The organism is Haloarchaeobius iranensis (assembly GCF_900103505.1).
GTDB lineage: Archaea > Halobacteriota > Halobacteria > Halobacteriales > Natrialbaceae > Haloarchaeobius > Haloarchaeobius iranensis.
On record NZ_FNIA01000004.1, the window covers coordinates 87,603 to 104,545 of the forward strand.

General features: G+C 69.5%; 17 protein-coding genes. 9 read left to right on the forward strand and 8 right to left on the reverse strand.

What is annotated here, in order from left to right:
• Positions 1–71: 71 nt before the first annotated feature.
• The gene (locus tag BLT27_RS04570) at positions 72–1,106 is read right to left on the reverse strand and encodes a sodium:calcium antiporter (RefSeq protein WP_089731859.1); all 1,035 of its coding nucleotides are present in this window, start codon (positions 1,104–1,106) and stop codon (positions 72–74) included.
• A 133-nt stretch (positions 1,107–1,239) separates the two neighbouring features.
• Positions 1,240–1,638 carry a universal stress protein gene (locus tag BLT27_RS04575; RefSeq protein ID WP_089731860.1) on the reverse strand — a complete coding sequence of 133 codons (399 nt, stop codon included), beginning with the start codon at positions 1,636–1,638 and terminating at the stop codon, positions 1,240–1,242.
• Positions 1,639–1,875: 237 nt separating this feature from the next.
• Between BLT27_RS04575 and BLT27_RS04580 the strand changes: the two genes are divergently transcribed.
• From BLT27_RS04580 to BLT27_RS04605, 6 genes are all read left to right on the forward strand, one after another.
• Positions 1,876–2,460, forward strand: coding sequence for a DUF7344 domain-containing protein (locus BLT27_RS04580; protein WP_089731861.1), 585 nt, complete (start codon positions 1,876–1,878; stop codon positions 2,458–2,460).
• Between the two features lie 119 nt (positions 2,461–2,579).
• Positions 2,580–3,335, forward strand: a complete 756-nt coding sequence (locus BLT27_RS04585; protein ID WP_089731862.1) for an ABC transporter ATP-binding protein — start codon at positions 2,580–2,582, stop codon at positions 3,333–3,335.
• Positions 3,328–4,755 carry a hypothetical protein gene (locus BLT27_RS04590; RefSeq protein WP_089731863.1) on the forward strand — a complete coding sequence of 476 codons (1,428 nt, stop codon included), beginning with the start codon at positions 3,328–3,330 and terminating at the stop codon, positions 4,753–4,755. Before BLT27_RS04585 ends, BLT27_RS04590 begins: the two co-directional genes overlap by 8 nt.
• Positions 4,756–4,827: 72 nt before the next feature.
• Entirely contained in the window at positions 4,828–5,448 is a 621-nt protein-coding gene (locus tag BLT27_RS04595) for a VOC family protein (RefSeq protein WP_089731864.1), read from the forward strand.
• A gap of 56 nt (positions 5,449–5,504) precedes the next feature.
• On the forward strand, positions 5,505–5,903 hold the full coding sequence (locus tag BLT27_RS04600; RefSeq protein WP_089731865.1) for a universal stress protein: 399 nt from the start codon (positions 5,505–5,507) through the stop codon (positions 5,901–5,903).
• A gap of 93 nt (positions 5,904–5,996) precedes the next feature.
• On the forward strand, positions 5,997–7,799 hold the full coding sequence (locus BLT27_RS04605; RefSeq protein WP_089731866.1) for a coiled-coil domain-containing protein: 1,803 nt from the start codon (positions 5,997–5,999) through the stop codon (positions 7,797–7,799).
• Between the two features lie 90 nt (positions 7,800–7,889).
• On the opposite strand, the gene BLT27_RS04610 is transcribed toward BLT27_RS04605, so the two are convergent.
• Positions 7,890–8,714, reverse strand: coding sequence for a hypothetical protein (locus BLT27_RS04610; RefSeq protein ID WP_089731867.1), 825 nt, complete (start codon positions 8,712–8,714; stop codon positions 7,890–7,892).
• A gap of 380 nt (positions 8,715–9,094) precedes the next feature.
• Between BLT27_RS04610 and BLT27_RS04615 the strand changes: the two genes are divergently transcribed.
• Positions 9,095–10,291 (forward strand): thiolase family protein, encoded by a 1,197-nt coding sequence (locus BLT27_RS04615; protein ID WP_089731868.1) that lies wholly within the window; start codon positions 9,095–9,097, stop codon positions 10,289–10,291.
• A gap of 107 nt (positions 10,292–10,398) precedes the next feature.
• Here the strand turns inward: BLT27_RS04615 and BLT27_RS04620 are convergent, their stop codons facing one another.
• Positions 10,399–11,013, reverse strand: coding sequence for a translation initiation factor IF-2 subunit beta (locus BLT27_RS04620; RefSeq protein WP_089731869.1), 615 nt, complete (start codon positions 11,011–11,013; stop codon positions 10,399–10,401).
• A 104-nt stretch (positions 11,014–11,117) separates the two neighbouring features.
• Positions 11,118–11,564 (reverse strand): hypothetical protein, encoded by a 447-nt coding sequence (locus BLT27_RS04625; RefSeq protein ID WP_089731870.1) that lies wholly within the window; start codon positions 11,562–11,564, stop codon positions 11,118–11,120.
• 114 nt (positions 11,565–11,678) lie between these two features.
• On the opposite strand from BLT27_RS04625, the gene BLT27_RS04630 reads away from it, so the two are divergent.
• Entirely contained in the window at positions 11,679–12,437 is a 759-nt protein-coding gene (locus BLT27_RS04630) for an NAD-dependent protein deacylase (RefSeq protein WP_089731871.1), read from the forward strand.
• An 8-nt stretch (positions 12,438–12,445) separates the two neighbouring features.
• On the opposite strand, the gene BLT27_RS04635 is transcribed toward BLT27_RS04630, so the two are convergent.
• The 3 genes from BLT27_RS04635 to BLT27_RS04645 all read right to left on the reverse strand — a co-directional run bounded on the left by BLT27_RS04635 (position 12,446) and on the right by BLT27_RS04645 (position 15,792).
• A complete protein-coding gene (locus BLT27_RS04635; protein WP_089731872.1) occupies positions 12,446–13,363 on the reverse strand; it encodes a rhodanese-like domain-containing protein in 918 nt (305 codons plus the stop codon).
• 90 nt (positions 13,364–13,453) lie between these two features.
• On the reverse strand, positions 13,454–14,641 hold the full coding sequence (locus tag BLT27_RS04640) for an alpha-hydroxy-acid oxidizing protein (protein WP_089731873.1): 1,188 nt from the start codon (positions 14,639–14,641) through the stop codon (positions 13,454–13,456).
• 56 nt (positions 14,642–14,697) lie between these two features.
• Entirely contained in the window at positions 14,698–15,792 is a 1,095-nt protein-coding gene (locus BLT27_RS04645) for a DUF7544 domain-containing protein (protein WP_089731874.1), read from the reverse strand.
• A gap of 107 nt (positions 15,793–15,899) precedes the next feature.
• Between BLT27_RS04645 and BLT27_RS04650 the strand changes: the two genes are divergently transcribed.
• A complete protein-coding gene (locus BLT27_RS04650; protein WP_089731875.1) occupies positions 15,900–16,898 on the forward strand; it encodes an MBL fold metallo-hydrolase in 999 nt (332 codons plus the stop codon).
• The last annotated feature ends 45 nt before the right edge of the window (positions 16,899–16,943 follow it).

Consider the following 16,943-nt stretch of genomic DNA (forward strand, 5'->3'; position numbering starts at 1 on the left):
GCACTGAGGACCGGACCACAAAGAAGCTGTCTCCGGGCTGCATCGCCGTCGACCGGGTATGCCCGTCGCCCTCAGCCCTTGATGAGTCCGAACATGCCGATGGTCTCGCCGATGACCCACCCCACGAAGATGATGTAGGCGAGCAGTAAGACGTAGGATTCGACCGTCGTGAGCCGCAGGTCGGTCCGGAGCAGCGTGAACAGGAGTATCGTCGCCACCGTCAGGACACCCATCATCGGTGCCGCGACGGTGAACGAGACGGTCGAACTCCCGGCGATGAGGACCCCGATGGGGATGGCCACGAGCAGGTCGAACGTGTTCGAGCCGAGGACGTTCCCGAGACTGGTGATTCCCCGCCCGTCGCGTGCCGCCCTGACGCTGACCAGTGCGTCGGGGAGACTCGTCGCGGCGGCGATGATGGTGACGCCGGCGATGAACTCCGGGATGCCGAACGCGGCGTTCAGCCCCTCGACCGCGCCGACGAGCGACTCCACGGCGACCAGGATGATGAGCAGGCCGCCCGCCAGTCGGCCCCACTCGCGGACGACCGCTACCCCGCTGCCGCTGTCGTCGCTCTCGTGGTCGCCGACGTCCTGCCACTGGATGAACAGGTACAGCCCGTAGAGGAGGAGCGGAATGGCCGCGAGCGGCCGCGTCACGCTCCCCTCGAGCTCCGTCGCGCCCTCGACGGGGAAGTAGATGACTGCGAACGCGAACGTTATCACGAGTGTGGAGACCGCCAGCATGTAGAACTGGGCCTCCTTGTAGACGATAGTGCGGTTCGAGTCGAGCGTCTCATCGACCGCGATGCCGGAGAGCGCCGGGATGACGAGGATGTTGAAGATGGCCGACCCGACGACCGCGCCGACGCCCATCCCGAACGACCCACCGAGTGCGGTGACGACGACGCTCGCCAGTTCCGGGAAGCTCGACCCGACGGCGACGACGATAGAGCCCTGCACGACGTCCGGCAACCCGTAGTACGCCGACAGCTCTTCGGCGGAACTCTCCAGCCAGCCACTGCCGAACCAGATCATCACTGTGGTGACGACGAGGACCGCCACGTGCACTGGCGTCGTGTCGGGAAGGAGACCGCCGAGTACCATTATCACAACAACCGACTGCGGTGGTCTTACGAGTTGCGAACCGTCGCAGACGGCACGCCAACTCCTGTGGATTCCGACGGGGAGCGTCCCAGGCGAACCACCCACCGGTGTCGAGCCGGACCCCCCGTCGGCCTCACGGCAGGACCGTCACCTGATACTCCTGTGCGTCCAGTACGGTCTTGGCCGCGCTCCCGAGGACGTACTCGTCGACCCCGGAGCGGCCGTGACTCCCCATCACGATGTGGTCGACACCGCGTTCCTCGGCGAGCTCGAGTATCCGGCCGCCGACCTTCGTCGCGTAGTGGAGCCGCGACTCGTTCGTCGGTTCCGGGACGGCGTCGACCGTCGCGTCGACACCGGCCTCCCCGCACTGCTCGCGGGCATCCTCGAGCAGCTGTTCCGTCACCTCGACCTCGGGGTCCCCCACGTGGACCACGTCGAGTTCCCCGTCGAACCGGCCCGCCAGGTCGATGCCGAACGCCAGCGCACGGGTGCTCGGCTCGGACCCGTCGATCGGGACGAGTACGTGCATATCCGAGGCAGTGTCTGGATTCGGGTTAACTGTTGGGTGTCCGGTCGCGCAACCTGACCGGTCAGCGGTGGGAAACCAGTATAGATAACCGTAAGACATCGTTAACCGGCGGTTGTGGCCAGTAACGAGCTGTTGTGGCCGGTTCGCTGAAACCGGAGCTGTATATAAACGTGTTGGCCATACAGGGCGTAGAGCTATAACGGTTGATACCCTGTTTCACACCGGGGGAGAAGAGAGGTGTCAATCAGCACGCCAGCGATTAGTCGTACCGAACGCGCTGTCGACGCGACAGCGCTCGAAGAGGGGGAGATACATTCCGTACTGAGCAACGAGCGTCGGAGACTCGTACTCAAACAGCTCCGTCGAAACGGGGGGGCATCGACGCTCCGCGAGCTCTCCGAGTCCATCGCCGCCGAGGAGACCGGAGAGTCGCCGCCACCGCGGAACATCCGCGACAGCGTCTACGCATCCCTGCACCAGACCCACCTACCGAAGCTCGACGGGCTGGGCATCGTGAAGTACGACTCGAACACGAAGTCGGTGGCGCTCACCGACCTCGCGGACGAGCTCGTACCCTACACGGCGGTCATGAGCAACACGGGGCTGCCGTGGTACCAACACTATCTGCTGCTCGGGCTCGCGGCGATGGCGAGCGTCATCGCCGCGGACCTCGGCGTTCCGCTGCTCGCGGACGTGGGTCCCATCGGGGTCGCACTCGTGTTCTCCGTCGCGATGATCACCTCGCTCCTGGTCCAGCTGTACACCGGGACGAGGCCACTTCAGCGGCTCGGACAACGGGTCCGCGACGGCCGCACCAACTGACCGGCGAGTCCGAAAGGGGGCTTCCTGGTCCGTTGTTTCTGCGTGGGAACCGGCTAGCGAGCCATTAGCGCCGCGGGCAGAACGGTCTTTATGTTTCGATACGTTACATCGAACGACTGATGAGTGCGATCCGAACCGAGAACCTCCGGAAGACCTACGGTGACGTCACCGCGCTCGCCGACCTCACGCTCGACATCGAGGACGGCGAGCTGTTCGGGGCGCTGGGACCGAACGGCGCGGGCAAGACGACGACCATCGGCATCCTGACCGGGCAGCTGCAGCCCGACTCCGGCACCGCGTCGGTGCTCGGCCACGACCCCGTGGCCGACCCGGTCGAGACGCGACGCCACGTCGGCATCCTGCCCGAACAGGAGTCGCCGCCGAGTTTCATGACTCCCCGGGAGTACTTCGACTTCGTCGCGACCGTCCGCGACGTCCCGGCCGACGTGCTGGACGAGCGCGTAGAGCAGTGGGCACAGCGACTCTCGTTCACCGAGAAGCTCGACACGCTCAGCACGGACCTCTCTCGGGGACAGCAGCAGAAGGTGATGATTACCCAGGCCTTCCTCCACGAGCCCGAGGTCGTGTTCATCGACGAGCCACTCGCCAACCTCGACCCCATCGTCCAGGAGCGCGTGAAGCGCTACCTGCAGGACTACCGCGACCGGGGGAACACGCTGTTCATCTCGACGCACCACATCGAGGTCGCCGAGGAGATCTGCAGCCGCGTCGGCATCGTCTACGAGGGCCGTCTCATCGCGGACCGGCGGCCGGGCGAGATGGACGCCGAGGAGTCGCTGCTCGACACGTTCGTCGCCAACGTCGGGAGCGACGAGGAGTGGACCGAACCCGCGGCGACGCCCGGCGATGACTAGCCTGAACCGCCGGCTGTTCGTCGAGATGCTCCGCGAGGAGTGGCGGCTCCACAGCGAACTGTTCGGGGGCAGCCGGTTCGCCGGCTTCCCCGTGTTCGTCGCGCTGCTGACCGCGGGGGCGGTGTCGCTGCTCACTACCACCGGCACGGATATCACCGCGATACTCGCCGGCGTCCACGGGCTCGCGCTCTTCTTCGGCCTGCGCACCGGCTCGACCGGATTCGTCGGCCAGGACGCGATGCGTGACGTGCTCGGCGACGTGACGATGCTGGTGTTCAGTGCCCGCACGCTGCCGGTCTCCCAGCGCCGGCTCCTGAGCGTGTTCCTGCTGAAGGACGCGGTGTACTACGCCGTGCTGTTCCTGTTCCCCATCGCGGTCGGCTTCACGCCGGCCGTCGTCTCGGGCGACCTGGCCGCGCTCGCGATTCCCACGGCGTGGGCGACCACGACCGCGATGTTCCTGCTCGGCGTGACCATCACCTTCGCCGCCATCGGCCTCTCGACGCGCGGGACGTCCGGCCGACTCCTCCTGCTCGGTCTCGCCGCCGGTGCGGGACTGGCCTTCGTCTCCGGCGTCGACTTCGTCCGGTTCACGCCGTACGGGCTGTTCGACGGGGCGACCCTTCCGGAGGTCGTCGTCGCCCTCGCGCCGATTCCGCTGCTCGCGGCCGCCGGCATCGCCGTCTACGACACCGGCTACGAGCGCGCCGCCCGGACCGCCGGCCGGACGTTCCCGCGCTGGCAGGCCCGGCTCCCGTTCGACGCCGACGGCCTGACCGTCAAGACGTTGCTGGACGTGCAGCGGTCCAGCGGCGGCCTCGGCAAGGTGCTGTTCTCCGGCGGTATCCTCTTTGCGGTGAGCTGGCTGCTCATCGACCTCGCCGAGACCATCACCGGGCTCGAACCGTCGACCGGCGTCTCGTTCGGGGCCATCCTCGCGCTCTCGGCCTTCACCACCTACAACTGGATCACGATGTACGACGACGTTGCCAGCTACCAGCTCTATCCGGTGTCGGTCGCCGACGTGGTCCGGGCGAAGTTCCGGGCGTTCCTCGTGCTCGGCATCCCGACCTGCGTCGGCTACTTCCTCCTCGCGGTCGTCTGGCAGGGTGCACGGCTTCCGGAGGCGGTCGTCGGGCTCGTGCTGCTGGTCGGGCTCGCACTCTACCTGTTCGGCGTGACCGTCGCGCTGGCGGGCTTCGACCCGAACGAGTTCCTGTTCGACACGGTGCTGTTCGCCGGGTTCGGGGTCGCACTCGCCGTCGTCCTCGTCCCCATCCTCATCGTGGGGCTGGTGCTCGCACCCGTCTCGACCGAACTGCTGGTCGCACTCGGCGTCGGCGGTGTCCTCGTCGGCGGTATCGGCATCGCCCTCTACCGACGCTCGGTGCCGAAGTGGGAGCGCCACTACCGGCGCTGACCCGGTTACAGTGGCGTCACCTGCGTCGTTTGGAGGCAGGTATATTCGTCTTCGTGGACTACACCGGATACCATGGGAGACGACCAGATTCCGGTCACGGCCGAGGCACCGGACAGTCCGTTCCGCACCACCGGCACCGACCACATGACCATCATCGGGAGCAACGAGGAGGACACCGTGGCGTTCTACCGCGACCTGCTCGGGATGCCACTCGTGCTCCGACAGCCGAACCTCGACGACCCGTCACAGACGCACCTGTTCTTCGACACGGGCGACGGGCGCATCCTCACGTTCTTCGTGAGCGACGACCGCCCGTCGAACGCCGGCCCGCAGCGGACCGGCGTCGGCGGCGTCCACCACCTCGCGTTCAGCGTCGCGCCCGACCGGTTCCAGGAGATGGTCGACGCCATCGAGGCGGACGGCCGCGGCTACAACATCTTCGACCGGGGCATCTTCCACTCGCTGTACACCACCGACAACAACGGGCTCGTCATCGAACTCGCCACCGACAAGTACGAGTTCCCCGACGAGCGGCGGGCCGAGGTGCTGGCGACGACCCAGCGCATCCGCGAGGCGGACGGTGCGGAGTACGCACAGGACGAGCACATGGCGGCCGCGCTCGAGGAGCTCGGCATCGAGGTCGAGAAGCACGACCTCCCCGACGCAGACAGCGGGGTCGGGGGCGTCTCGTAACCAACCCGTGCAAATCACCCCCCAAAGATAAGCCACCCACGGGTGTAGCGGTGGGTATGTACGAGGTACTGCTGGCACTCGACACGGCGGAAGAGCGCGCACGTTCCCAGGCTGAGGCGGTCGTCGACCTTCCGGACGCTCCGGACTCCGTCCGCGTCACTATCTTCCACGTCTTCCGGGACAACCCCGAGGGGGCGTCCGTGACCCAGCTCGCCACGGTCCACGCGGTCCGTGACGTGCTCGACGAAGCCGGTATCGACTACTCGCTCTCGGAGTCCAGCGGGGACCCCGCCCCGGAGATTCTCGACGAGGCGGCCGACAGGGACGTCGACTGCATCTGTGTGAGCGGCCGCCGGCGCTCGCCCGCCGGAAAGGCCCTGTTCGGCTCGACGACGCAGGGCATCATCCTCGACGCGGACCGTCCGGTTCTCGTCGCGCCGCCGCAGAACAAGTAACGAGCAGCTCCGACCCCGTTTCTCGACGGAATCTCAGCCCCATCGACATCTCTGTCCGATAGACTAAAATGAATGCAGTGTCCTGTGAAATATATGTCTGGGCAACGTTCACGTCCGTCGGGTGCTGCGACGGGTGACGGGGGCTCGCCGACCGTCGTCAGGACGGACGCGGTGCGCGTGGCAAAGCGCCTCTCCGACGACGCGGCGGCCATCCCGGTCGTCAGGTACGAGATCGAGTCGAACGCCGACACCGCCGTCGCGGTCTCCCTCCGGGACACGATGCCCCCGGGTATCGAGTCCGACGACGTGGGCTTCCACGCCGACTACGAGGCCGACCAGTGGCAGAAGACGAGCGAAGGGGTGGAGTTCCGCTGCTCGCTCGCCCCGAACGACCGGGTCGAGACGGTGGTCGGCCTCCGCACCGCGTCCGTCCCCGACCCGGCCGCGTTCGCGAGCGAGCCCGAGCTCACGGTCCTCGGCGGGGACGGAGCCAGCCGGTCCGCCTCGAACGCCGACGAGGACACCGACGCACCGTCTGGTCCCGAGGGGCCGACTCTCGACGACGAACCGGCGGACTGGGAGCGCGATATGGACCTCTCGTCCATCGAGCAGTCGTTCGCCGGTCGAGATACCGCCAGCCGGAGCGACGACGACACCGCGTCCGCCGCGCCCGCCGACGACGCGTCCGACGAGGTCGACGGCGACCCCCCGACACTCGACCTCGAAGAGCCCGCGGGCGCGGCACCCGCGAACGACGACCCGAACTCGGGCGACACGCCGACCGACAGCTCGAGCGAGGCCGACGGCGACAGCGAGCCACCCGCAGCGGACCGGCGGCTCGACGCCGAGGACGACGTGGTCGGCGCGCTCGTCGCGGCCTTTCGGAACGACCGCGTCGACGAGGCCGACCGCGAACTGCTCCGCAACGAGCTGAACCTCGAGCTCGCCGATTCGACCTCCTCCTTCGTCGACCACCTGCAGTCCCGGGCGAAGCGCAAGCGGGACCAGCTCACCGCGGAGCTGGACGGACTCGAGGAGAGCATCACCGACCTCTACGGGTTGAAGGCCGACGCGAGCACCGTCTCGACCGTCCAGGAACGCCTCGACGCGCTCCAGCGGACCGCCGCCGAAGCCGAGCGCGTCCAGGCGCTCGCGGCGTCGCTGCGCGACCTCGACGACCGCGCCGCCTCGGAGTCAGCGGTCGGCGAACTGGCCGACAGACTCGACCACCTCGCGGACGACGCCGCCCGGGCCGACGACCTAGAGCGTGTCGCCCGGGCCGCCCGCGAACTGGAGGAGCGCAAGGCCGAGGCGCGGACGGTCGCGGCGCTAGAGCGCTCGCTGGCGACCGACCTCGAAGCAGTCCGGACGGGCCTGGAGTCCGACATCGAGACGACGGGGACCGAGCTCGACGCCCGCATCGACGATGTCGTGGAGGCCCACGCCACCGTCTCGGAGCTGAACGAGCTCGAGGGGCGGGTCGCGAAGCTGCGCGAGCGCGTCACAGCGCTCGAGGAGTCCGCCGCGGCCGCGGCGGACCTGCAGGACGCCGAAGAGCGCCTCGACACCGCCATCTCGACGCTCGCGGACGAGGTGGAGGCGCTCGACGAGCGCGCGGCGGCCGCGGACGACCTCGGCGCGGTCGAGGAGACGCTCCGGGCGGAGTACGTCACCGAAGCGGACGTCGAGGGCGTCGTGGCGGCGCGGCTGGATCAGGGCGTCGGGCGCTTCCTCGCCCTCGCACTCGGGAGCGGCGCGCTCATCTCGAGTGTCTCGGTGGGGGCGACGACCAGCCCGACCGCGGGGGGTGCCGTCGCCGCCGTCGGCGTGGCACTGCTCGGCGTCTGGTGGTACCTCGGGCGACGCCGAACCGACCCCGAGAGCGTCGGCGTCTGAGACTGGCGGAGGGCCGAGCGTCGGCGGGTTGAGGGCCGAGCGTCGGCGGGTGGTCATCCCGGGTCCGCTCCGCGGGAGTCGTCCCCGTGTTCAGGCACGCTGCAGGTCGATGCACGGCTCGAACCCACCGCCGACGACCGTCTCGGCGTCGACCGCACGCTGCTCGTACGCGTCCCGTTCTCGGTCGGCGAGTGACTCCCACTGGTCCGAGAGCCGGCGCGTCGCCGTCGAGAGCGGGCCGCGTTCGTCGGCGACGAGCGCCTCGTTGAGCGCGACCGCGACCGCGGCAGGTGTCGAGCGAGCGAGACAGGCGTCAGCGGCGGCGTCGGCGTTGACGCTCTCGCCCGTCGGTCCCTCCACGGCGACCCGCTCGCGAAGCTGGTCGCTGAACCAGACCTCGCGCCCGGTGAGCGGGAGTCGCTCGACGGCGACGCGGGGGTCACCGGTCCAGGCGGGGAACTGCGGTGCGCGACGGTAGGCGTCGCCGAAGCCGCCGATTCTGTCCGTGCAGTCCGTACTGAGCAGGTCGTAGCAGGGCTCGCAGACGGCGACGAGGGTGCGGAGGGCCCAACTGTCCTGGTCCTCGTCGGCGACGCTGAACAGGTACGCGACCTCGGCGTCGCCGTCGCTCCCGGTGTCGACCCGTGCGGCACAGCGACCGCACCGGTGGCCGTAGAACGCGACGACAGCGCGGCGACGGGCGCCGAAGTCCGGGGGTGCGTCGCGGCGGCCGGTGTCGGGGTCGACGACGCCGTCGTCGTGCGCCGGGTCCACGTCGAACCGGTGGTAGCAGTAGCTGCGGTCGTCGACGAGGTACGCGAGGTTGTATGGGGCGTGCTGGGCGTCCGTCTCGAAGGTGAACTCGGTCATGGGTTCGTGGAGTCGGCTCTGGCGGTCGAACGGCGGTGCCTCCACACGTGGTCGCCTGGCAGCAGCCGCGACGGCGTGCTGACAGTGGAGCAACGTGCTGCCGGGCGTCGGGGGCCGGCGTGACGGGGCCTCAGCGAGAAAGCGGCGTACCCGTCACCGTGGTCGACGGCTTGTCGCCGTGTGCGGCGTACCGGTGGTCGCCACCGGTACGGGACTCGTTCCGCACGACGAGAGTACGCGTCATGTACCTCGATAGTCATGCTATGGGGTATTAAAATTTTCCATCGTCGAGTTATACCGCTTATAACTGGTGCTGCTCCGATTCTGTCTCCGATTATCCAATGAACACCCAATCCGTTCCGAGTTCAGTGGCGTCGCCCCGGACCGGCGTAAGAAACAAGTAAATCGTGGTACAGTTTGTACCGATGAACGAGCCAGTCATCGTGGACGCGGTGCGGACACCGTTCGGGAAGCGCGACGGTGCGTTCCAAGACACCCACCCGCAGGACCTCGCGGCAGCACCGCTCCGTGCGCTGGAGGAACGCAACGGCTTCGACCCCGCGGTCGTCGACGACGTCGTCTACGGCTGCGTCACCCCGAAGGGCGACCAGGGGTCGAACATCGCTCGCATCGCACCGCTCGTGGCGGGCTGGGGCGAAGAGATACCCGGAGATGCCGGCCCCGGTGCGTCCTACGAGGGCCGCCATGGCCCGCCTGGCGTACAGCTCAACCGGATGTGCGGCTCGGGGCAGCAGGCCATCAACTTCGCGGCCGGGCAGGTCGCCGCGGGCTTCCAGGACGTGGTCGTCGCCGGCGGCGTCGAGCACATGACCCGCGAGCCGATGGGGTCGGACGGGGGCTCGATGGCCGACACCTACGGCGAGCACTACTCCGAACCCGTCCCGCAGGGCGAGTCCGCCGAGCGCATCGCCGAGACGTGGGGCTTCGACCGCGACGACCTCGACGAGCTCGCCGTGGACTCCCAGCGACGCTGGGGCGAGGCGTGGGAGGCAGGCCGCTACGACTCCCAGGTCGTCCCGGTCGAGACGACGCTCGACGGCGAGCCCATCACGGTCGAGCGCGACGGGCACGCAAGACCAGGCACCGACATGGAGACCCTGGCCGACCTTCCGCTCGCGTTCCGCGAGGAGGGCGAGGGCGTCATCCACGCCGGCAACAGCTCCGGCATCGTCGACGGCGCGGCCGCCACGCTCGTCTGCTCGCGCGAGGTCGCCGAGGCCAACGGCTGGGAGCCGATGGCCCGCATCGTCGCCCAGGAGGTCGTCGGCGTCGACCCCGTGATGATGCTCACCGGCCCCATCCCGGCCACCCGGCAGCTCCTCGATTCTGCGAACGTGACGGTCGACGACATCGACCTCTTCGAGGTGAACGAGGCGTTCGCGAGCGTCGTCGCCGCGTGGCTCGAGGAGACGGGCGCACCGTGGGAGCGAACGAACGTCAACGGCGGCGCCATCGCCCACGGGCACCCGCTCGGTGCGACCGGGGCGGCTCTCGTGACGAAGCTGGTCCACGAACTCGAACGGACCGGTGCGGAGACGGCCCTCTCGACGATGTGCATCGGCTTCGGGCAGGGTATCGCGACGCTCATCGAGCGCGAATAGGGGATTCGCTCGGCGGTCGGTCAGCCGAGGGTGCTCGTTTTCGAGTGCGCCCTCCGCGCGAAGCGACCGCTGGCGGTTGGCGTGCTCGAAAGAGAAGAACCGCCGAATCAGGCGAGTCGGGCGAACGCGAGCGTGCCGGAGATGTTCTTGATGTAGATCTGGACCACGTCGCCCTCCTGCGCGCCGGGCACGAAGATGGTGTACTTGCCCTTCTCGGCTACACCGTCGCCCTTGCGGCCGGTGCCGGTGATCTTGACCTCGTAGGTACGCCCCTCCTCGACCTCGTCGGGGTTGACGTCGGCGCTGCTCGGGGACTTGCTCTTCGAGACGGGCTGGAAGGCACCACAGGCCTCACAGCGCAGCATGTCGACGCCGTCCTCGGTCACGAGGCGCGTGTCGGGGAGGCCGCACTCGCCGCAGGTGACGTACTCGTCGATGTACTGCTGGATGGCCGCGTCGAAGTCCGAGACGGAGAACGAACCGTTGTAGCGGGCGCGGTTGCCGTCGAACTGACCGTTGGTACCGAGCTCCCGCTGGATGGTCCGGTGGAGGTGCTGGGAGTCCCGCGAGAGGGCGTCGGCGATGGCCTGGAGGTTGGTGAGTCGTGTGAACGCGCCGTCGGTCTCGCCCGCGGGGTCGGGAACGGAGAGGCGGCTGCCCGCGTCCTGCGGTCTGTCGGGGAGGTCGGCGTGTGCTCGGTCGAGAAGTGCCTCGTATTCCATATACGCTGGAGGTGATGGGCGCGTTTCAACCTTCGGATACTGCTGTCGGCGGCCGTCGGGCGGTTCGCGGATGGCTGGCGGGTGGTGAGAGGGTTCGTGGCGATCTACTCGCGGTGTTCGACGGCGACGTCCGTCGACTCGCCATCGGGGAGCCCGTGGAGCAGGTCGACACCGGTGACCCGGTCTGAGAACGTGACCCGGGTCTCGTAGGTGCAGACGGGCTGGTCGTCGCAGTGCTCGCAGCTGGTGGTGGTTCCACGCGGGCGAACCGGCATGACCTCCACGACGGCCTTCCCGCGCTCGCGCTCGGCGTTCGAGGTGAACACGTTCACGTTCACCGCGTCGCACCGGGTGTGCAACAGGAGGTCGCCCGTGACGACGACTGCGTCCCGACCGTCGAAGCGGACCGACCCCTCGGTTTCGGCTCCGTCGATGCACCGGTGCTCGGTCACAGTCGTCTCCGCCCCCTCGACAGCGAAGTCGCTCCCGAGCAGACAGCCCGCCAGTGGGAGCGTTCCACAGGCAGCTGACAGGACCTGGCGGCGCTCCATAGCCGGGTATCTGTCCCACAAGTAATCAAACCCGTCACTCTCCGTCGAACTGGAACAGTGTCGGGCCGTCCCGCGCCAACAGGTGCTTTACCGACGGAGACCGATACACCGGGCATGACCGACCCGGACACCGTCGCGGCCGCGATCGCCGACGCCGACGAGGTAGTCGCACTGACCGGCGCGGGCCTCTCCACCGCCTCCGGTATCCCGGACTTCCGGAGCGAGGGCGGCCTCTGGGACGAGTTCGACGAGCAGGCGTTCACCCTCCGGCGCTACCGCGCACAGCCGGACCGGTTCTGGGCGGACTGGCTCTCGCTGCACGACCACTTCTTCGACGGCGAGGTCGCCCCGAACCCGGCCCACGACGCGCTGGCACGACTGGAGGAGACCGGTCACCTCGACGCGCTGCTGACCCAGAACGTCGACGGGCTGCACGGCGAGGCCGGCTCCGAGACCGTCGTCCACCTCCACGGCACCGGGACCAGCGCCACCTGCCCGGACTGCGGCGCGTCCATCGCCGTCGAGGCGGCGAGAGAGCGTGTCGACGCCGGCGCGGGCGCACCGGCCTGCGACTGCGGCGGCGTCTACAAGCCCGACACGGTGCTGTTCGGCGAGCAGCTCCCCCGAACCGCCCTCCAGGCGGCGAGACGGCGGGCGGAGACGGCCGACGTGTTCCTCGCCGCCGGCTCCTCGCTCACCGTGGACCCGGCCGCCCTGCTGCCCGACAGCGCGCTCCGGAACGGCGCGACGCTCGTCGTCGTCAACCTCGACCGCACGAAGTACGCGGACCGGGCCGACCACGTCGCCCGCGAGCCCGTCGAGGAGTTCCTGCCCGCGGTCGCTGACCGGCTCCTCGACGGCGAACACGACTGACCCGTCACTCAGTCCCCGGCCAGCCGCGCGGTGACGACGGTGCTCGTCAGCTCGTCGAGCGTGGCGGTGACGGTGTAGTCCGGTGTCTCGACCTGTAGCCTGGACGCCGGCGTGACGTCCGCGAACCGGACGTGGACCTCGTAGCTGCCGTCGCGCTGGACCGGTGCGGCCTCGACCCGGTCGCTCCCGACGTGGCGCGCCAGGACCATCTCGCCGGCGTACCCCGGTCGGGTCCGGCCCTGAATCCGGTAGAGGGTGCGGTTCGACGCGTCGGACCCGACGACGGGATAGGACTGGTCGACCCACTCGAAGAAGCCCTCGTCGATGACGGAGACGTTCTCGTAGCCCGCAGCCTGGAGTTCCGCCGCTCGCATCGAGGAGAGGTGGTGCGGGCAGCCGCAGTAGCAGACGATACGCTCGTCGGTCGCCCAGTCCCCGACGTGGGTGTCGTCGATGCCGGCCCCGACCGGGCTCGCGACCGCGCCGAGGATGTGCGATTCTCGGTACTGGCTCAGCCCGCGTGCGTCGGCGACCCGGACCTCCTGACGCGCCCACCAGTAGTGGACGTCCTCGATGGGTGCCAGCTGTATCTGCTCGCCGTCGACGTCGATGGTCCGGTAGCTCGACGTGTCGACCTCGCGCTCCGCGGGTACCTCCGCGGGCTCCGGCGGGAAGCCGTCGGTCGGGTTCGGGTCGCCGGGGTTCGCGGTCACGTCGCGCGGGGAGTCGGGCGAGCCGCCCGAGGCGGTCCCGTCCCCGCCGATCTCCTCCGGCGTGTTCGCGTCGGTCGTCCCGCTGGTCGCCTCCGTCGGGGCCGCCGTGCCTGTCGTCGGGTCCGTCCCAGCGGGGTCGTCCCCTTCACCCAGACAGCCGGCCAGACTACCGAGCGCGACCAGACCGGAGCCGAGCAGGGCGCGTCGTTTCATATCGGGGAAATCTGGCCGGAACAAAAAATGCGTTCCGGTCAGGGAACGGGTATCAGGACGTTCAGGGGTCACCCGATCCGTCAGGTCCCCTCAACTGCTCCGGATGGTGGATTCGTCGACGTCGTCGACGGCGTCGTAGCCCGCGAGCGCGACGGTCAGGTCGAGGTCCGCGAGGAAGTTCTCGCAGACCGTCGCCACGCCGTCCTCGCCGGCGAGCGCCAGCCCGTACACCCATGGACGACCGACCGAGACCGCGTCGGCGCCGAGCGCGAGCGCGACCAGGGCGTCGGCACCGCGGCGGATACCCGAGTCGAAGACGACGGTGGCCTCCTCGTCGACAGCCTCGACGATGCCGGGGAGCTGGTCGAGCGCGGCGACTGCGTTGTCGACCTGTCGCCCACCGTGGTTCGAGACGACGACGCCCCGCGCACCGTTGTCGAGGGCCGCGCTCGCGTCGTCCGGGTGGAGGATACCCTTCACGACCACCGGCAGGTCCGTCAGCTCGGCGATCCAGGCGAGGTCGTCCCAGGTGAGCGTGGCGTCGGAGAACACCTGCACGAACTCCTGGGCTGCGGCCCGCGGGTTCTCCTCGGGCGGCTGCGCGAGACGGTCGCGGAACACCGGGTCGCTGGTGTAGTTCGCGATGCCGTCGCCGTCGAGGAACGGCAGGAAGCCGCGGTCGAGGTCGCGCTCGCGCCAGCCCAGATGTGGCGTGTCGAGGGTCACGACGATGGCGTCGTAGCCGGCGTCCTCGGCGCGCTGGACCAGGCTCCGCGTCAGCTCGCGGTCCTCGCTGGCGTAGAGCTGGAACCACTTCGGTGTCTCACCCAGCGCGTCGGCGACGTCCTCCAGTGGCTCGGAGGCCTGCGTCGAGCAGACGTACGGAACATCCCACTGGGCCGCCGCCCGGGCGCTCGCGAGGTCGCCATCCTCGTGGACGATGCCCTGGGCGCCGATAGGTGCGAGGAGGACGGGGGCCGCGAACTCCTGTCCGGGCACGGTCGTCGAGAGGTCACGCGTCCCCGTGTCGCGCATGACCCGCGGGCCGATGCGGTAGTCGTCGAACGCCCGTCGGTTGGCCCGCATCGTGGACTCCCCGCCGGCCCCGCCGGCGACGTAGTCGTACGCCCGACCGTCCAGCTCCTCCCGGGCGCGCTCGGCGAGGCGGTCCGGGTCCGCGGGGAGATCCGGCACGGACCCCGTGAGCATCCCGGTCGTGTAGACGCTCGTCTGTCGGTGCCGTCCGTACGGAGTCGAGGCGTCCTCGTCGTCGACCATACGGAGGGGTCGCTCGGTCGTCGCATCAGTCTAGGGTCGCTCTCCCGCCCTGGAGCCTACACCGGGCCGGGCGAGCCGTCGTCGGCCCCGTCGGTGGGCCTGTCCCCCTCGAAGCCGTCCCCGTCGTCGAACCCGCCGGGGCCGCCTCCGTCGCCGGGGGTCGCGCCGCCCGAGCCGCCCGCGTCGGACGGCCGGCGGTCAGCGACGAGGTCGTAGCCCGGCAGGATGTCACCGAGGACGAGCAGTGCGTGGTACCGGTGGTAGGACTCGACGGGCACGAGGACCACGGCCCAGACCGCGAACAGCGCGGCGACGTAGACGGTGCCGACCACGACGAAGGTGGCGGCGACGAGCAGGCCACTGGTCGCCGAGAGCACCTCGGCGACGGCGAACACGACCAGTGCGGCCGGGAGGAGCAGGACGAGCGCGGTCACGCCGAGCACCATCGCGGCCGCGGTGCCGCTCACGAGCCTGATGACGTAGTTGATGACCGCGAACCCGATGTACTCGACCGTCTCGTCGGTGATGGACGGCCAGAGGGTCCGCCAGCCGTCGAGGACCCCGCAGTCGTCCGCGAGCATCACCGGGACGACGAAGACGCTCGTGAACCCGTTGACGATGCCGACGACGAACGCGAGGACGAACAGGAGCGGGATAGCGGCCAGCAGCAGGATGAGGCCGAGCTCGACCCCGTTTCCAGCCAGGACGGGGAAGAGGAACGCCGCGACGAGCCCGACGACGACCAGCAGCATCGGCAGGGTCACGGCGAGCCGGAAGCCGAACAGGCGGAGGCCGCGCCGCCAGTACTCGCGGAAGTGGCGTCTGATCCGTACCTCGCCCGAGACGAGCGCCTCGACGAAGACGAACTCCATGGCCGCGCCGACGACGCCGAAGAGGAGGAAGAACCCGACGACCAGTGCGACCAGGGCGATGACGGCGGGCAGCAGCAGACCCTCCTCTACGATACCGCCGGCGTCGACGGTGCCGGACGGCTGGGCGAAGTTGAAGGCGTAGGACGGGAAGCGGGCACCGCCACTGACGAACAGCACCACGAGCGCGAGCTTGAGCCAGTGACGGAGGTCGAAGGGCAACAGGAGCCCCTTCGTCACGTCGATGGCGTCGTCTAGTTCGTCTACTGCGTGGAGGGACATGCACGAGCAATTCGCCGGGACCACCATAGATGTACCGGAGAGCCGACAGGAACGGCTGTCGAACCCGGAACACGTTTCCGCCGACCGGCCGTGGTGACTACCATTCGATGGCAGACGTACGACGGATACAGGTCTCCGGCGGGTCGGACGGCAGTGCGGAGGGCGGCAACAGCGCGTACCTGCTCCCGGACGAGAAGGTCCTCGTCGACCCGGGGCCGCCGACCGAGTCGGCGTGGGACCGCCTCCGCGACGGTGTCACCGCCGCCGGACTCGCGCTCGAGGCCATCGACCACGTCCTCGTCACCCATTGGCACGCCGACCACACCGGGAACGCGGCACGTCTCCACGAGGCCGCCGACGCGACCCTCGCGATGCACGCACACGACGCGCCGCTCGTGGCCGACTACGCAGCCGAGCGCGCGCGCCGCCTCGACCGCGACGCAGCCACGCTCGAACGCTGGGGGGTCCCCGCGGACCAGGTCGCGACGCTGGTCGACTTCGACAGCCCCTCGCCGGTGCCGGACTCGGTTCCCGTGCGCGAACTCGCGGACGGTGAGACGGTCGCCGGAATCGAGGTCCTCCACACACCCGGCCACACGGCCGGGCACGCCGCCTTCGTGCTCGACGACGTGGGGTTCGTCGGCGACGCCGTCCTGCGGACCTGCACGCCGAACGTCGGCGGTGGCGACACCCGGCAGGACGACCCGCTGACGGCGTACCGACGGACCCTCTCACGGCTCGAAGCGCGGGTCGAGGTCGCCCGGCCCGGCCACGGCGGGTCGTTCCCGCTCGCGCCACGCGCCGCGGAACTGCGCGCGCACCACCGCGAGCGCTCCGGCCGCGCGCTCGCTGCACTCGCGGCCGTGGAGCCGGCGACACCGTGGGCACTCGCCGAGCGCCTGTTCGGCGAGATGGCGGGCTACCACGTCAAGTTCGGTGCCGGCGAGGCGTATGCACACCTCGAACACCTCCGGAGCGCCGGGCTCGTCGCCCGGGTCGCGGACGACCCGCTCGCGTACGAGACCGCCCACGATGCAGCAGGCGACGACCCCGAGAGGCTCGCCGACGCAGCGGCCGGGGTCTGGAACGCCGACGCACCGGACTGACCCGAGACGCCGGCCGAGGTCGCCGGTACCGCAACCCCGAAGCGA

Bases quoted from the DNA above. Each gene is read 5' to 3' on its own strand.
- BLT27_RS04570 (WP_089731859.1), bottom strand. From the start codon at position 1,106: ATGGTACTCGGCGGTCTCCTTCCCGACACGACGCCAGTGCACGTGGCG.
- BLT27_RS04575 (WP_089731860.1), bottom strand. From the start codon at position 1,638: ATGCACGTACTCGTCCCGATCGACGGGTCCGAGCCGAGCACCCGTGCG.
- BLT27_RS04585 (WP_089731862.1), top strand. From the start codon at position 2,580: ATGAGTGCGATCCGAACCGAGAACCTCCGGAAGACCTACGGTGACGTC.
- BLT27_RS04590 (WP_089731863.1), top strand. From the start codon at position 3,328: ATGACTAGCCTGAACCGCCGGCTGTTCGTCGAGATGCTCCGCGAGGAG.
- BLT27_RS04595 (WP_089731864.1), top strand. From the start codon at position 4,828: ATGGGAGACGACCAGATTCCGGTCACGGCCGAGGCACCGGACAGTCCG.
- BLT27_RS04600 (WP_089731865.1), top strand. From the start codon at position 5,505: ATGTACGAGGTACTGCTGGCACTCGACACGGCGGAAGAGCGCGCACGT.
- BLT27_RS04605 (WP_089731866.1), top strand. From the start codon at position 5,997: ATGTCTGGGCAACGTTCACGTCCGTCGGGTGCTGCGACGGGTGACGGG.
- BLT27_RS04615 (WP_089731868.1), top strand. From the start codon at position 9,095: ATGAACGAGCCAGTCATCGTGGACGCGGTGCGGACACCGTTCGGGAAG.
- BLT27_RS04620 (WP_089731869.1), bottom strand. From the start codon at position 11,013: ATGGAATACGAGGCACTTCTCGACCGAGCACACGCCGACCTCCCCGAC.
- BLT27_RS04625 (WP_089731870.1), bottom strand. From the start codon at position 11,564: ATGGAGCGCCGCCAGGTCCTGTCAGCTGCCTGTGGAACGCTCCCACTG.
- BLT27_RS04630 (WP_089731871.1), top strand. From the start codon at position 11,679: ATGACCGACCCGGACACCGTCGCGGCCGCGATCGCCGACGCCGACGAG.
- BLT27_RS04635 (WP_089731872.1), bottom strand. From the start codon at position 13,363: ATGAAACGACGCGCCCTGCTCGGCTCCGGTCTGGTCGCGCTCGGTAGT.
- BLT27_RS04640 (WP_089731873.1), bottom strand. From the start codon at position 14,641: ATGGTCGACGACGAGGACGCCTCGACTCCGTACGGACGGCACCGACAG.
- BLT27_RS04645 (WP_089731874.1), bottom strand. From the start codon at position 15,792: ATGTCCCTCCACGCAGTAGACGAACTAGACGACGCCATCGACGTGACG.
- BLT27_RS04650 (WP_089731875.1), top strand. From the start codon at position 15,900: ATGGCAGACGTACGACGGATACAGGTCTCCGGCGGGTCGGACGGCAGT.